A 15020-nucleotide genomic window follows, 5' to 3' on the forward strand; every position below is an offset into this window, starting at 1 on the left:
CCTTCGGCAGCACGGAACCCAGGGGGCAAGGAACACCAAGCTGGGACACGGGCGCGCGCAGGGGGTGTCCCGTTCACATACCAGCGGCGATACGTCGCCCCGGGGACGGGGCACGGGCGCCCGCAAGGTGTGCCCCCTGGCTCCTCCACACGGCAGGGACCCGGGCGCAGGGGAAGGCAACCTCGGGCCTGGGTGTGTCCCCTGGCTCCTCCACAGGGCAGGGACCAGGCGCAAAGGGACGCAAGTCTCGGCGTGGGAGTGTCCCCCTGACTCCTCCGCAGGACAGGTGCCCAGGTGGCAAGGGGACGCAAGTCTCGGTGTGGGGGCGCGCAGGGGGTGTCCCCGGAAGCGATCGACGGCAAGACCCGCATGCCGACACGGAGCCGCTTCAGGCCGTCGACGCTGAGGAGTCACCCCCGATAGCACCCCCCCAACCCCCACAGAACAAGACCCCCAGCCCGGGAAACCCAAGGCCCGAAGCACCAGCAGCCCGCCCAGGGGCCACCCCAGCCCGTCCGGCGCTTGAGGACGGAACCCTCTACCCCGGGGAGGACACCGAGTACGGGCGCGCCCAGCCCAGGCCCCAAGGCCTTGACCACCAGCAACCCCCGCCAAAAAGAACACCTCAAAGGCAAGCAACCCCAGCCCGTCCGGCGCTTGAGGACAGAACCCCCACCCCGGGGAGGACACCGAGTACGGGCGCACCCAGCCAGGCCACCCAGGCCCCGGACCCAGGCACCCCGCCCAGGGGACCCCCCTATCGCGGAGGGATACCCGTAAGCGCCGTCAGCACCGGATCGAGAGCCTGGTTGATCTCATCGCCGATGGAGCGGAAGAACGTGATCGGTGCCCCGTAGGGGTCGTACACCTCATCCGCGTCCGGGCTGGGCGCCAGCAGCCACCCGCGAAGGGCCGCCGCCGCGCGCACCAGGGCGCGCGCGCGTTCCACGACCCCTTCGTCCTTGGCATCGGGCAGGGTGGCCGGGTCGATCGCCCGTACCAGCCGGGTGAACTCCTTCAGGGTGAAGGTGCGCAACCCCGCTGAGTGGCCCATGGAGATGACCTGCGCGCGGTGGTCCCTGGTGGCGGTCAGCACCAGGTCCGCGCGGATCACATGCTCATCGAGCAGCTCACGTCCGGTGAACCCGCTCGGGTCGGCCCCGAAGTCGGCGAGGACGACCTCGGCATTGGCTTCCATCGGGGCACCCTCATGGCCCCAGGTCCCGGCGCTCTCCACGATCAGGCCGCCGATGGGAGCACCTCCGGCGTAACCGGGGAGCGGGTTGCCCAGACGGCCGCTGAGGGCATGCCGGGTGAGTCGCTCGGTGATGGGCGAGCGGCAGACGTTGCCCGTGCTGACGTGGAGGATTCGAAAGGTGTCGCTGGTGGCGCCCGCACCTATGCCACGCCCCCCAGGGGCGATCAAGGGGCCACCTCAAGGTCGGGTACGACCTTCCGCAGCTCAGCGGCGTCGAGCGCGCCCACACGTAGGAGAACCGGAACGTCGCCGGTCACGTCGACGATCGAGGAGGGCACGATCCCTGGGGTCGGTCCACCGTCGAGGTAGACGGAGACGGAGTCGCCGAGCATCCCCTGTGCCGCGTCGCAGTCCTCGGGTGCCGGGTGCCCGGTGAGGTTGGCGGATGACACCGCCATGGGCCCGACCTCGGTGAGCAGCTCGATCGCCACGGGGTGCAGCGGCATCCGGATGGCGACGGTTCCACGGGTGTCACCGAGGTCCCATTGGAGGGACGGCTGGTGTCGGGCGACCAGGGTGAGTGCGCCCGGCCAGAAGGCGTCGACCAGTTCCCAGGCGTCTTCGGAGAAGTCGGTGACCAGGCCGTGGAGGGTGTTCGGGGAGCCGATGAGGACGGGGGTGGGCATGTTTCGGCCCCGTCCCTTGGCATCCAGTAGATCGGCGACGGCTTCGGAACTGAAGGCGTCGGCACCGATTCCGTAGACGGTATCGGTGGGCAGCACGACCAGTTCGCCCCGGCGGACGGCGGACACGGCCTCGCGCAGGCCGGTCGTCCGCTCGTCGGCATCGTTGCAGTCGTATCGCCGAGCCATCAGGGAGCCTCCTCGTACACGTACACGGTCGTCGTCACGGTGTCGCCTTGCGGGCGGTGGCGAAACGCGGACGGTTGTTGAGATCGGGGTGGTCGGCGGCGTCCGCCCAACCGGACTCTTCGCTGAAGATCCACGGCACCTGGCCGCCCTGAGTGTCCGCGTGCTCGATGACGACGAGACCGCCTGGCCGCAGCAGCCGATGGGCGGTGCGCTCGATTCCGCGGATGGTGTCCAGGCCGTCCTCACCGGAGAAGAGGGCCATCTCCGGATCGTGGTCGCGGGCTTCGGGGGCCACATACTCCCACTCGGTGAGCGGGATGTACGGCGGGTTGGAGATGACGAGGTCGACTTGGCCGTCGAGTTCGGGCAGCGCGCTGAGGGCGTTGCCCTGGTGGATGGCGACGCGGGAGCCTTCGGCGTTCTTCTGGGCCCAGCCGATGGCGTCGTCGGAGAGTTCCACGGCGTGTACGCGGGATCGGGGGACCTCCTGGGCCATGGCGAGTGCGATGGCACCCGATCCGGTGCAGAGGTCCACGATCAGCGGTTCGACGACGTCCATGGCGCGTACGGCGTCTATGGCCCAGCCGACGACCGATTCGGTCTCCGGGCGGGGTACGAAGACCCCGGGGCCGACCTGGAGTTCCAGATAGCGGAAGAAGGCCCGGCCGGTGATGTGCTGGAGCGGTTCGCGGGCCTCACGGCGGGCGATCGCCTCCCAGTAGCGGGCGTCGAAGTCGGCGTCTTGGACGCTGTGCAGCTCTCCCCGCTTCACGCCGTGCACAAAGGCGGCCAGCTCCTCCGCGTCAAAGCGCGGAGACGGCACGCCGGCGTCGGCCAGCCGCTGGGTGGCCTGGGCCACCTCGGCAAGCAGCAGGTTCACTGGTCCTCCACCCGATTCGTACGGGGTCTACTGCGGATTACTGCGCGGCGGCGAGCTTGGCGGCGGAGTCGGCGTCGACACACGCCTGGATGACGGCGTCGAGGTCTCCGTCGAGCACCTGGTCGAGGTTGTAGGACTTGAAGCCGACCCGGTGGTCGGAGATCCGGTTCTCCGGGAAGTTGTAGGTGCGGATCTTCTCGGAGCGGTCCACGGTACGGACCTGGCTGCGGCGCACGTCCGCGGCGTTCTTCTCCGCCTCCTCCTGGGCTGCGGCGAGCAGCCTGGAGCGCAGGATACGCAGGGCCTGCTCCTTGTTCTGGAGCTGGCTCTTCTCGTTCTGGCAGGAAGCGACGACTCCGGTGGGCAGGTGGGTGATGCGGACCGCGGAGTCGGTGGTGTTGACGGACTGACCGCCCGGACCGGAGGAGCGGTAGACGTCGATACGGAGGTCATTGGGGTTGATCTCCACCTCGATCTCCTCCGCCTCGGGGGTGACGAGCACGCCGGCGGCCGAGGTGTGGATACGCCCCTGGGATTCGGTGGCGGGCACTCGCTGGACGCGGTGCACCCCGCCCTCGTACTTCAGCCGCGCCCAGACGCCCTGGCCGGGCTCGGTGGCACCCTGGCCGCCCTTGGTCTTCACGGCGACCTGGACGTCCTTGTAGCCGCCCAGCTCGGACTCGGTGGCGTCGATGATCTCGGTCTTCCAGCCGACGCGTTCGGCGTAGCGCAGATACATCCGCAGCAGGTCACCGGCGAAGAGGGCGGACTCATCGCCACCCGCTCCGGCCTTGACCTCCAGGATGACGTCCTTGTCGTCGCTGGGGTCGCGCGGTACGAGCAGCAGCCGCAGTTTCTCGGTCAGCTCCTCGCGCCGCTTGTCCAGCTCCTTGACCTCGGCGGCGAAGTCGGGATCGACGGCGGCGAACTCACGCGCGGTCTCGATGTCCTCCCCGGTCTGCTTCCAGGAGCGGTAGGTGCCAACGATCGGGGTCAGCTCGGCGTAGCGCTTGTTGAGCTTGCGGGCGTTCGCCTGGTCGGCGTGGACCGCGGGGTCGGCGAGCTTCTTTTCCAGATCGGCGTGCTCGCCGATCAGTTCCTCGACCGCCTCGAACATCGGGGGCTCCTGGTTGTCAACGAATACCTAAGGGACGCCAAAGCGCCGGTCCCAGCCGCCCGCGCAGTGGGGGCGGCCGGGGACCGGCGCAAGTGACTCGCTACTTCTTGGCGGCGGCGGCAGCCTTGCCGAAGCGGGCCTCGAAGCGGGCCACGCGGCCACCGGTGTCAAGGATCTTCTGCTTGCCCGTGTAGAACGGGTGGCACTCGGAGCAGACCTCGGCACGGATGGTGCCGCTGTCGATGGTGCTACGGGTGGTGAACGACGCGCCACAGGTACAGCTGACCTGGGTCTCGACGTACTCGGGGTGAATGTCGCGCTTCAAGGTGTCTCCTAGTTTCGGGAGGGCGCCGGGTCGCAGCGGCGGATTGCCAGTGCGTGAACCGGGGCCAGCGGACCAGTCTGCCAGGACCGGCCGTATCTCCCAAAACCGGGGTGGTCACGGAAGTATTCCCCCGTCGCGGAATCAACCACTCCGGGCGGTCATCCCAGCTGTTTGGGGGCCGTATCGGTCGGTACGGGGATGGTGTCACGGACCATCGCACCCGCATCGCCCTTGTCGCCGGCGGAGTCCTTCAGCGCGGTCGCGGGGATCGGCTGATCCAGCCGGAGGGCGTTCCACACCTGCTGGGACGCGGCCTGGAGCGGTATCACTCGGTTCCGGTTGATGGGGTCGTACTCCACCGGCATGGTGACCATCTGGATGTCCTTGGAATCGAGCCCACCGAGGCTGCGGCCGAAGCTCATCAGCTCGGACGGGGAATCGAGCTCGGAGTCCGGGGTGATCGCCTTGGTGGCGGTGTCGGCGATGTCCAGGAGCTTGGTGGGGTTGCTCAGTACGCCGACGTCCTTGGTCTGCTGGATGAAGGCCTTCATAAACGCCTGCTGGAGCTGGATGCGGCCGAGGTCGCTGCCGTCGCCCACGCCCTTGCGCGTCCGCACCAGACCGAGCGACTGCTCTCCGTTGAGCTTGTGGGAGCCGGGTTCCAGGTTGAGATGGCTGTCATCGTCCTTGATCGGCTTGGTGGTGGTGATCTTCACCCCGCCGAGTTCGTCGATGAGCTTCTTGAAGCCGGTGAAGTCGACCTCAAGGTAGTGGTCCATACGGATGCCGGACATCTGCTCGACGGTTTTGACGGCGCAGGCGGGCCCACCGATCTCATACGCGGTGTTGAACATGGCGCGTCGCTGGCTGGAGACGGTGTCGCCGTCGTTGTTGGTGCACTCCGGGCGCTCTATGAGCGTGTCACGGGGGATGGAGACGACGCTGGCCTGCCGGTGCCCCTCGTAGAGATGCACGATCATGGCCGTGTCGGAGCGGGCACCGCCCTCGTCGCCGCCGTACCGGGCGTTGGCACCGGAGCGGGAGTCGGAGCCGAGGACGAGGATGTCCATGGAGCCGTTGTCGACGTCATCGGGCCGGTTCTTGCCGAGCTTGGCGTTGATGTCGACGCTTTCGAGATTGCCGTCGATCTTGAAGTAGACATAGCCGGCGCCGGCGCCGCCTATGAGTAGGAGGGCGGCCGTGGACCAGGCCGCGATGCGCAGGGGTCTGCGCCCCTTGGTGGGCGGTCTGTCCCGCCGGCCGCCCGCGCCGCCCGATATTCGGCCTGTACTGCTCTGGTCTCCCATGTCTCCCCGGTTCCCGTTCCACTGCGTACTAGCCCCTCGTCCCCTCGTGACGACGACGGGCCTGCCCGGACTGTCAAGTTTTGCTCCGCCATGGGAGAGACACACTGGGCTCGCCAAGGGTTGCACGAGCGGCTGAGAACTCCCTGAGAAAAGGGCTGTGCCCACCGCGCGCAAGGCGTGGTGGGCACAGCGGAAACAGCTCGGTGGTCAGCGACCGTCAGCCGAAGAGGTTGTACGAACCCCAGCCGGTGCCGAACTGCTTGCGGGTGGCGAAGGCACCCGCGGACTTGCCGGAGCTCGGGTAGAGCCAGAGCTTTCCGGCCGTGTCGCGAGCGAACACATCGGCGTTGCCGTCACCGTTGACGTCACCCGTGACCGCCAGCGCGTTCAGGCTGTTGTTGGTGGTCAGCAGGGTACGGCCGCCGAGCGGCGCGGAGGCGCTGCCGGTCCCCTTGTAGAGGTAGACCTTGCCGCCGGAGGCGCGGCCCAGGACGTCCGCACGTCCATCGCCGTTGAAGTCGCCATGGCCGCGGAGCATGGTGAACTGGCCCCAGCCGCTACCGATGAGGGTGCGGGACGCGAACGTTCCGTTGCCCTTGCCCGGGTAGAGGTAGGCCTTGCCCGCGGTGTCGACGATCATCAGGTCGGGGAGGTCGTCGCCGGACAGGTCGCCAGGGGCGAGGATCTGCCGGTACGACTTCCAGGCAGCGCCCGAGGCGATCCGCCGGTCGGCCAGCGTGTTGCTGTAGGACCAGTAGACATCGCCGTTGGGCAGCCGGTAGATCAGGTCCTGCCGGTCATCGCGGTTGAGGTCGGCCTGGATCAGCAGGTTCACTCCGGAGAAGTCTCCGTAGTTGTACTTGCGGGTGATGCTGGTGCCCCGGGACTCCCATGCGTAGAGCGTCTTGCCACTGCGGCCGAACAGGTCGGCGCGGTGGTCGTTGCCGCTCCAGTTGGAGTCGTTGATCCGGTTGCGCAGAACGGCCTGGAAGGCGCCGGCCTTGGCGTAGACGCCGTACTTGCCGAGCTTCGAGCAGTCCCTGTCACCCCAGGAGACGATGCCCGCGAGTCGGCCACCGACCACCAGCGGGCCGCCGGAGTCGCCGTTGCAGGTGGTCTCGCTGGTGCTGTCGCTGCCGGTGGGCGGCTTTCCCGCGCAGAGCATGGTGCCGGCGATGAAACCGGAGCCGTAGGCGGTGCGGCAGGAGGAGTCGGCGACGACGTCGGCGTCCGCGACCTTCAGTACATCGGACCCGCTGTTGGGGTTGGTGGAGCTGGTGCGGCCCCAGCCGTAGACCTTGCCGTCGGTGCCGGCCTTGTAGAGCGCGGTGTCGGTCGCTCGGATCAGGGGCAGCGGCTTGGCCTTGACCGGTGAGTTCAAGGTCAGCACGGCCACATCGTTGTTCAGCGTGCGGTCGTCGTACCGCTCGTGCTGCCACTGGCGGTAGACACCGCGCAGCTCGCCGCCGTGGAGGTTGAGGCCGCCGCCCGCAGTTGTGGTGGGCACCTGGTGGGCGCCGGTGACGACCGCGCCGGTGACGGCGTAGTTGATGCCGTCGACGCAGTGCGCGGCGGTCACGATCTTCGACGGGGCGACGACCGCGCCACCGCAGAAGTAGCTGTTGCCCGCGGCGTCCTCGAAGTAGAGCTGGGCCATCCACGGCGCGGCGGTGATGGTCGTCGTCTTGCCGCCGATGATGCGAGCACTGGGAGCCGACTGCGCCTTGCCCGTACGCGGGGACTTGGCTTCCTCCCCGGCCTTCAGCGCGGCGGTCACCCGCTTGCGCAGCTCGCTCTGCGAAGGCTCCGGCGCTTGCTGCGGAACGCTGCTGGGCACCGACTGCCGGGTGGGCGGGTCGATGTCAACGGCCTGTGCGCTGGTCGCCAGCAGGCCGGTGCCGGCCAGGGCCAGAGCAGTGGCAACGGCGGGTATCTCACGTCTCATGCGGCGCTGGGGCCGGCCACCACGGGTGCGTTTCTGCACTCGGTTAACCACCTTGGGTATGTATGGGGCAAAGCGCGGAGAACGCTTGCCGGTGAACATGAGGTGGTGGGGTGTTGAAGACCGTTACGAAGCAGCTAGGGACTGAGGCCCCCCGGCCTCTCCTGACGCTGCGAATCCCCCAGGAAAATCCCCCCTGGAACCCCCACCTGGGCTAATGATCGTATGTGTCACGAGTATTGCTTGACCAGCGCCGTACAGCTCTCGCACAGAAATGAGACCGCCCCGTCACCTGTGCGGTGACGGGGCGGTCCCGTTGTGGTTGTGCTGACCGTGCGTCAGTCGTTGTTCGCGCCGGGCGTGGTCTTCTGGATCTGGAGCAGGAACTCGCCGTTCGACTTCGTCTTCTTCATCTTGTCCAGCAGCAGTTCGATCGCCTGCTGCTGGTCGAGGGCGTGCAGCACCCGACGCAGCTTCCAGACGACGGCCAACTCATCGCTGCCGAGCAGGATCTCTTCCTTACGGGTGCTGGACGCGTCCACGTCCACCGCCGGGAAGATGCGCTTGTCGGAGAGCTTCCGGTCGAGCTTGAGCTCCATGTTGCCGGTGCCCTTGAACTCCTCGAAGATCACCTCGTCCATGCGCGAGCCGGTGTCGACCAGCGCGGTGGCCAGGATGGTCAGCGAGCCGCCGTCCTCGATGTTGCGCGCCGCACCGAAGAAGCGCTTCGGCGGGTAGAGCGCGGTCGAGTCGACACCACCGGACAGGATGCGTCCGGAGGCGGGGGCCGCGAGGTTGTACGCACGGCCCAGACGGGTGATCGAGTCCAGCAGGACAACCACGTCGTGACCCAGCTCGACGAGACGCTTGGCCCGCTCGATCGCCAATTCGGCGACGGTGGTGTGGTCCTCGGCCGGACGGTCGAAGGTCGAGGAGATGACCTCGCCCTTGACCGACCGCTGCATGTCGGTGACCTCTTCGGGACGCTCATCGACCAGGACCACCATCAGGTGGCACTCGGGGCTGTTGACCGTGATCGCGTTGGCGATGGCCTGGAGGATCATGGTCTTACCGGTCTTCGGCGGGGCCACGATCAGTCCGCGCTGGCCCTTGCCGATCGGCGACACCATGTCGATGATCCGCGTGGTCAGTACGCCCGGGTCGGTCTCCAGCCGGAGCCGGTCCTGCGGGTAGAGCGGGGTGAGCTTGTTGAACTCCGGTCGGCCACGGCCCGATTCGGGCGCCATGCCGTTGACGGAGTCCAGTCTGACGAGCGCGTTGAACTTCTCGCGGCGCTCGCCTTCCTTGGGCTGGCGAACCGCACCGGTGACGTGGTCGCCCTTGCGCAGGCCGTTCTTACGGACCTGGGCGAGGGAGACGTAGACGTCGTTGGGGCCCGGCAGATAGCCCGACGTACGGATGAAGGCGTAGTTGTCGAGGATGTCCAGGATGCCCGCGACGGGAATCAGTACATCGTCGTCCGCGACCTGAGGCTCGTTGGTCACGAAGTCCTCGCGGCCGCGACGGCCACGACGGTCGCGGTAGCGGCCGCGACGGCCACGACGGCCAGTGCCGTCGTCGTCGAAGTCGTCCTGCTGGGCGCTTCCCTGACTGCTGGTTCCCTGGCCGCTGCCCTGCTGCTGGCGCTGGCTGCTCTGCTGCTGGCGCTGACCGCCCTGCTGCTGGTCGTCGCTCTTGCCGCGGCGATCACGCTGACGGTCACGGCGGTCACCGCGCTCGCCGCGGTCACCCCGTTCGCCGCGCTGCCCGCGCTCACGACGGCCCTCGCCGTCCTGCGCGGACGCGCCAACGGCGGCCTCCGCCTTGGCGTCGGTGCCCGAATCGGCCTTGACGTCGTTGCTGTCCTTTGCCTCGACAGCGGCCTCGGCCCGGGAGTCGCCCTGGACATCGGGGCTGCCTGCCTGTGCCGTGGCGCGGCGGCGGCGACGCTCGGCGACCGGCTGGTCATCGCTGGCCGGCTGACCGGGGATGTCAATCTGCTGCTGGGTCGCGGCCTGCTCGGCCGCGGGAGCCGCGTCGGCGGCAGGAGCGCTGGTGGAACGCGCCTTGGAGGTGGCACGGCGCTTCGGCTTGACCTCGGCCTCGTCGGCAGGCTTCGACGTGGTCGTCGCCTTTGCCGTGGACGCTCCGCCGCCGGCCTGCGCCTCCTTGATGACCTCGATCAGCTGGCTCTTGCGCATACGCGCTGTGCCCCTGATGCCGAGGCCGGACGCGACCTGCTGCAGCTCGGCCAGGACCATGCCCTCTAGGCCGGTGCCGGAACGGCGGCGCCGTGAGGTGGTGCCGGAGGCAGCACCTGCGGCGGGCGCGGAGGTGTCGACATTATTGTCGGCGCTCACGCCCATCAGATCGGTGGTGTCGCTCACGAAGGGTCCTTCCCTGGAGCGGACGTCGGCCTTCTGGCTCGGCGACCGGTTGTGCTGTCCGGCGGTCCGGGTGTGCGGACCGTGCCGGGGCGGTGGTCCCCGCCGGATATGGTGCGGCGGAGAGTCAGATACATGCAGTCCGGCCCGAGATCCCCCTGCTTGGCCCACTCCGGGTGGAACAGGAGGTGTCGTGCCGGTTCCGGAGCGTGCTCGAAACTGCTCAGGCGGGTTGCTCAGGCAGTTGGGGAGGCTCCCGGAAGAATGCGCGGTCCCGAATGGGACACGAAGCTACGAGCCGCAATGGCATCGCTTGCAGACTTGAGGTTAACACTACCGGCTCCAACAAACATTCCCCCTCTCCATCACCGGCAATCCCGTGTCACTGCGAAGTCACTGCGGAGGCGAGTCGTCACCGGACGATGTCGCGCCCGCCGGGGCGAGCGGCAGCACGCTCGCGCCCGTGGTGTCGATGGTGAGCCGGGTGGCGGCCCAGCCCGCACCGGCCAGCTGGGCGACCTTGTCCGCGGTGCTGTCCTCGGCCAGTGCGAGCACCGTGGGGCCGGCACCGGAGATCACCGCGGGGATGCCGTCCGCGCGCAGCCGGTTGACGAGGTCCACGCTCTGCGGCATCGCCGGGGCGCGGTACTCCTGGTGGAGCCGGTCCTCCGTGGCGGGCAGCAAAAGCTCAGGACGCCTGGTCAGAGCCTCGACGAGCAAGGCGGAGCGACCGGCGTTCGCAGCGGCGTCCACATGGGGGACGGTCCGCGGCAGCAGTCCGCGAGCGGTCTCCGTGAGCACCGCGTTCTCGGGGACGAAAACCACCGGAACGACGGAGTCGGCGGGGTTCATCCTGATGGCGCGGGCCGCTCCCCCATCGGTCCAGGCGAGGGTGAATCCACCGAGCAGACAGGCGGCGACATTGTCGGGGTGACCCTCGATCTCGGTCGCCAGCTCCAGCAGCGCGGTGTCGTCGAGCCTGACGTCCCCGCCTATGGTCACGGCGCGAGCGGCGACGATCCCGGCACAGATGGCGGCCGAGGAGGAGCCCAGGCCGCGCCCGTGCGGGATGCGGTTGGCACAGACGACCTCCAGGCCGCGCGGCTGGCCGCCGAGCAACCCAAAGGCCGTACGGAGGGACCGTACGAGCAGATGACTCTCATCGCGGGGCAGTGTGGACGCACCCTCGCCTGCGATGTCGATATGCAGACCGGAGTCCGCGACCCTGACGACGACGTCGTCGTACAGCCCCAAAGACAGACCGAGGGCGTCGAAGCCCGGGCCGAGATTGGCGCTGGTGGCGGGTACGCGCACTCGGACGGCGGCGGCGCGGAACGCTGGACCGGCCATCGCTCGATGACACTCCTTGGTTCTGACTGCGAGAGTTCGAGAGGTTCACAACTACCGAACAACCGGACACCCGAGGGCCGTGACGGCAGCAACACCGCGGCATGCGCGGCGGGGCGGGTTCACTACAGCTTATCGAAGGAAGGTTCTGTGGCGACATAGGGCGCACAGGAGGCGCACGATGCGTGTCGCAAGCTGCCTGTGCCCCTACGTTCGCCGATGCCCGGCTTTGCATGGCTTTCGTCGGGGTAGAGCTTTCCTTCGATCAGGAATACGCCGGGGTGAGCCGGCGCGTTCAACGCTACGTTCATTGGCTTGCGGAATGTGGCGAGTTTAGCCGTCGGAATCCACGGATGCGCACGGTGACACCGGATGCCCAGGGCATTCAACTTTCGGCGAACGACTTCCGACGGAATAAGTGTTCGACCCGGGTGCGGTTCTCCGTTCATGCTCGGAGAACCCCGATAGAACCCCGCAGAACGACAGCGAACACGGCCGATCAGCCACCGTCCGAGCCCCTACCGACCGCTGGGGACGTACGAACCCGCCGGGTTCGCACTTTATCCCCAGCGAGCCGGCGAATCCCTGGGGCTTCGGCCGTTGTGAGCCCTGGGGGCGATATCGCCCCCAGGGCTCACAACGGCCATTCAGGACTCGACGCGCGTTCTCCGCTCAGACCCCGGCCAGCACCGTTGCCGGGGACCCGTTTCTCAGGCGAGCCCAAGCCGCTCAGCCGCCGCCACCGCGTCCACCGGTACGGTGACCGGCTGCGGTGCGCCGGCTACGGCCCAATCGGGGTCCTTCAGACCGTTGCCCGTGACCGTGCAGACGATCCGCTGGCCGGGGTCGACCTTGCCGGCTTCGGCCGCCTTGAGCAGCCCGGCCACCGACGCGGCCGACGCGGGCTCGACGAAGACACCCTCCTGGGAGGCCAACAGCCGGTAGGCGCGCAGGATCTCACGGTCCGTCACCTCGTCGATGAAACCGCCCGACTCATCGCGCGCGGCCAGCGCCTGCTGCCAGGAGGCCGGGTTGCCGATGCGGATCGCGGTGGCGATGGTCGAGGGGTCCTTGACGACCTCACCGCGGACGATCGGGGCCGAACCGGATGCCTGGAAGCCCCACATGCGCGGGCTGCGGCTGGACATCCCGTCCGCCGCGTACTCCCGGTAGCCCTTCCAGTACGCCGTGATATTGCCGGCGTTACCAACGGGCAGCACATGAATGTCAGGTGCGTCACCGAGGGCATCGACGATTTCGAAGGAGGCCGTCTTCTGCCCCTCGATCCGGTAGGGGTTCACCGAATTGACCAGCGCCACCGGATAGTTCTCGGACAAACTCCTGGCCAGATTCAGACAGTCGTCGAAGTTTCCATCGACCTGGAGAATCTTGGAGCCGTAGACCAGCGCCTGCCCCATCTTGCCGAGTGCGATCTTCCCCTGCGGCACCAGGACCGCACAGACCATTCCCGCCCGTACGGCGTAGGCGGCGGCGGACGCGGAGGTGTTTCCGGTGGAGGCGCAGATAACGGCCTGCGCGCCCTCCTCCTTGGCCCGGGTGATGGCCATGGTCATCCCGCGGTCCTTGAAGGAACCGGTGGGATTGGCGCCCTCGACCTTGAGGTGGACCTCGCAGCCGGTGCGCTCGGAGAGGACCTGGGCCGGGACGAGCGGCGTGCCGCCTTCGCGGAGCGTGACGACCGGCGTCGTTTCCGTGACCGGAAGCCGGTCGCGGTACTCCTCGATGATGCCGCGCCACTGATGGGTACCCCGCTGGGGGCTGTTGGTCGTCATGGGTCCCTTACTCCCCTTCAACACGCATGATGCTGGCGACACCGCGGACGGTGTCGAGCCTCCGCAACGCTTCGACGGTCCCGGAGAGGGCGGCGTCGAGCGCACGGTGAGTGACGACGACGAGCGAAGCCTCGCCGCCTCCGTCCGGGCGTCCTTGCTGGCGAACGGTGTCGATCGACACCCCGTGCTCGGCGAAGACCGTAGCGACCTGGGCGAGCACACCCGGTTTGTCGGCCACGTCGAGACTGATGTGGTACCGCGTGACCACATCGCCCATGGGGCTCACGGGCAGCTGGGTGTACGCGGACTCGCCCGGGCCCGTGGCGTCGGCGAGCTTGTTGCGGCAGACGGCCACCAGATCGCCGAGCACCGCGGACGCGGTCGGCGCGCCGCCCGCCCCCGGTCCGTAGAACATCAGCTGCCCGGCGGCCTCCGCCTCGACGAAGACCGCGTTGTACGCCTCGCGGACGGAGGCCAGCGGGTGGCTGAGCGGAATCATCGCGGGGTGCACCCGCGCGGTGACCGATCGGCCGTCGGCGGCCCGCTCGCAGATGGCGAGCAGCTTGACGGTGCAGCCCATCCGGCGGGCTGAGGCCATATCGGCCGAGGTGACCTCGGTGAGGCCCTCGCGGTAGACGTCGTCGAGGCGCACCCGGGTGTGGAAGGCGATCCCGGCGAGGATGGCGGCCTTGGCCGCCGCGTCGAAGCCCTCGACATCGGCGGTCGGATCGGCCTCGGCGTAGCCGAGCGCGGTGGCCTCGTCGAGCGCCTCGGAGTAGCCGGCGCCGGAGTTGTCCATCTTGTCGAGGATGAAGTTGGTGGTGCCGTTCACGATGCCGACGACCCGGTTGACCTTGTCCCCCGCGAGGGACTCGCGCAGCGGTCGGATCAGTGGGATGGCTCCGGCGACGGCGGCCTCGAAGTAGAGGTCGCGGCCGTGCTTCTCGGCGGCGGCGTAGAGCGTGGCACCGTCTTCGGCGAGGAGGGCCTTGTTGGCGGAGACCACGGACGCACCATGCTCGAAAGCGGTGGTGATCAGGGCGCGGGCGGGCTCGATACCGCCGATGACCTCGATGACGACGTCGATGTCACCCCGTTTGACCAGGGCGGTGGCGTCGGTGGTGATGAGGGAGGGATCGATCCCCTCCCTGACCCGATCGGGGCGGCGGACGGCTACGCCAGCCAGTTCCACCGGGGCACCGATCCTGGCCGCGAGGTCATCGGCGTGCGTCGTCATGATGCGCGCCACCTCTGAGCCGACCACTCCACAGCCCAGCAGCGCCACCTTCAGCGGACGCGTACGCATCATCCGACCTCGCTTCTCATCACTTCAAAGGGTTGGACCAGTCTCACTCACCGGACGGAAGTTTCTATCCCCCGTCCGGTATGCGAGACATCTATCTCACTCAACCGACGTCCAGACGCAGGAGATCTTCCTCCGTCTCACGCCGGACGATCACTCGCGCCCCACCCTCCCGAACAGCCACGACGGGAGGCTTGAGCGCGTGGTTGTAGTTGCTGGCCATCGATCGGCAGTACGCACCGGTCGCGGGTACGGCGATCAGGTCGCCGGGTGCGAGGTCAGCGGGCAAGAACGCGTCCTTGACCACGATGTCCCCGCTCTCACAGTGCTTGCCGACGACTCGGGAGAGCATCGGCGCGGCATCGGAGGCCCGGGAAACCAGTACCACGCTGTACTCGGCGTCGTACAACGCGGTCCGGATATTGTCCGACATCCCGCCATCCACGCTGACATAGGTACGCAATCCCTCCAGCGGCTTGACCGTACCGACCTCGTACAGCGTGAACGCGGTGGGACCGACGATGGCACGGCCCGGTTCAACGGAGATCCGGG

The 15020-nt window shown here is 68.2% G+C and carries 12 protein-coding genes; all 12 read right to left on the reverse strand.

Features of this window, described 5'->3' with window-relative positions; translation table 11 throughout:
- Positions 1-757: 757 nt before the first annotated feature.
- On the reverse strand, positions 758-1426 hold the full coding sequence (locus tag NBG84_RS06115) for an arsenate reductase/protein-tyrosine-phosphatase family protein (RefSeq protein WP_250918240.1): 669 nt from the start codon (positions 1424-1426) through the stop codon (positions 758-760).
- Entirely contained in the window at positions 1423-2070 is a 648-nt protein-coding gene (locus tag NBG84_RS06120) for an L-threonylcarbamoyladenylate synthase (protein WP_250918241.1), read from the reverse strand. The genes NBG84_RS06115 and NBG84_RS06120 overlap by 4 nt, the downstream gene beginning before the upstream one ends.
- 34 nt (positions 2071-2104) lie before the next feature.
- Positions 2105-2950, reverse strand: coding sequence for a peptide chain release factor N(5)-glutamine methyltransferase (prmC, locus tag NBG84_RS06125; protein ID WP_250918242.1), 846 nt, complete (start codon positions 2948-2950; stop codon positions 2105-2107).
- A gap of 37 nt (positions 2951-2987) precedes the next feature.
- Entirely contained in the window at positions 2988-4067 is a 1080-nt protein-coding gene (prfA, locus tag NBG84_RS06130; protein ID WP_250918243.1) for a peptide chain release factor 1, read from the reverse strand.
- 100 nt (positions 4068-4167) lie between these two features.
- Positions 4168-4392, reverse strand: coding sequence for a 50S ribosomal protein L31 (gene rpmE / locus NBG84_RS06135; RefSeq protein WP_250918244.1), 225 nt, complete (start codon positions 4390-4392; stop codon positions 4168-4170).
- Positions 4393-4550: 158 nt separating this feature from the next.
- Positions 4551-5699, reverse strand: coding sequence for an LCP family glycopolymer transferase (locus tag NBG84_RS06140; RefSeq protein WP_250918245.1), 1149 nt, complete (start codon positions 5697-5699; stop codon positions 4551-4553).
- Positions 5700-5916: 217 nt separating this feature from the next.
- Positions 5917-7644 (reverse strand): trypsin-like serine protease, encoded by a 1728-nt coding sequence (locus NBG84_RS06145; protein WP_250918246.1) that lies wholly within the window; start codon positions 7642-7644, stop codon positions 5917-5919.
- Positions 7645-7979: 335 nt separating this feature from the next.
- Positions 7980-10028 (reverse strand): transcription termination factor Rho, encoded by a 2049-nt coding sequence (rho, locus tag NBG84_RS06150; RefSeq protein WP_250918247.1) that lies wholly within the window; start codon positions 10026-10028, stop codon positions 7980-7982.
- 390 nt (positions 10029-10418) lie between these two features.
- Complete coding sequence (gene thrB, locus NBG84_RS06155) at positions 10419-11375, reverse strand: homoserine kinase (protein WP_250918248.1); 957 nt, start codon at positions 11373-11375, stop codon at positions 10419-10421.
- Positions 11376-12082: 707 nt separating this feature from the next.
- Complete coding sequence (thrC, locus tag NBG84_RS06160; RefSeq protein ID WP_250918249.1) at positions 12083-13165, reverse strand: threonine synthase; 1083 nt, start codon at positions 13163-13165, stop codon at positions 12083-12085.
- Positions 13166-13172: 7 nt separating this feature from the next.
- Positions 13173-14474 (reverse strand): homoserine dehydrogenase, encoded by a 1302-nt coding sequence (locus NBG84_RS06165; protein WP_250918250.1) that lies wholly within the window; start codon positions 14472-14474, stop codon positions 13173-13175.
- A 97-nt stretch (positions 14475-14571) separates the two neighbouring features.
- Positions 14572-15020, reverse strand: a 449-nt coding sequence (locus NBG84_RS06170) for a diaminopimelate decarboxylase family protein (protein WP_425608578.1), incomplete at its 5' end; no start/stop codon positions are given.

This window comes from Streptomyces albipurpureus, assembly GCF_023701525.1.
Classification (GTDB): Bacteria; Actinomycetota; Actinomycetes; order Streptomycetales; family Streptomycetaceae; genus Streptomyces; species Streptomyces albipurpureus.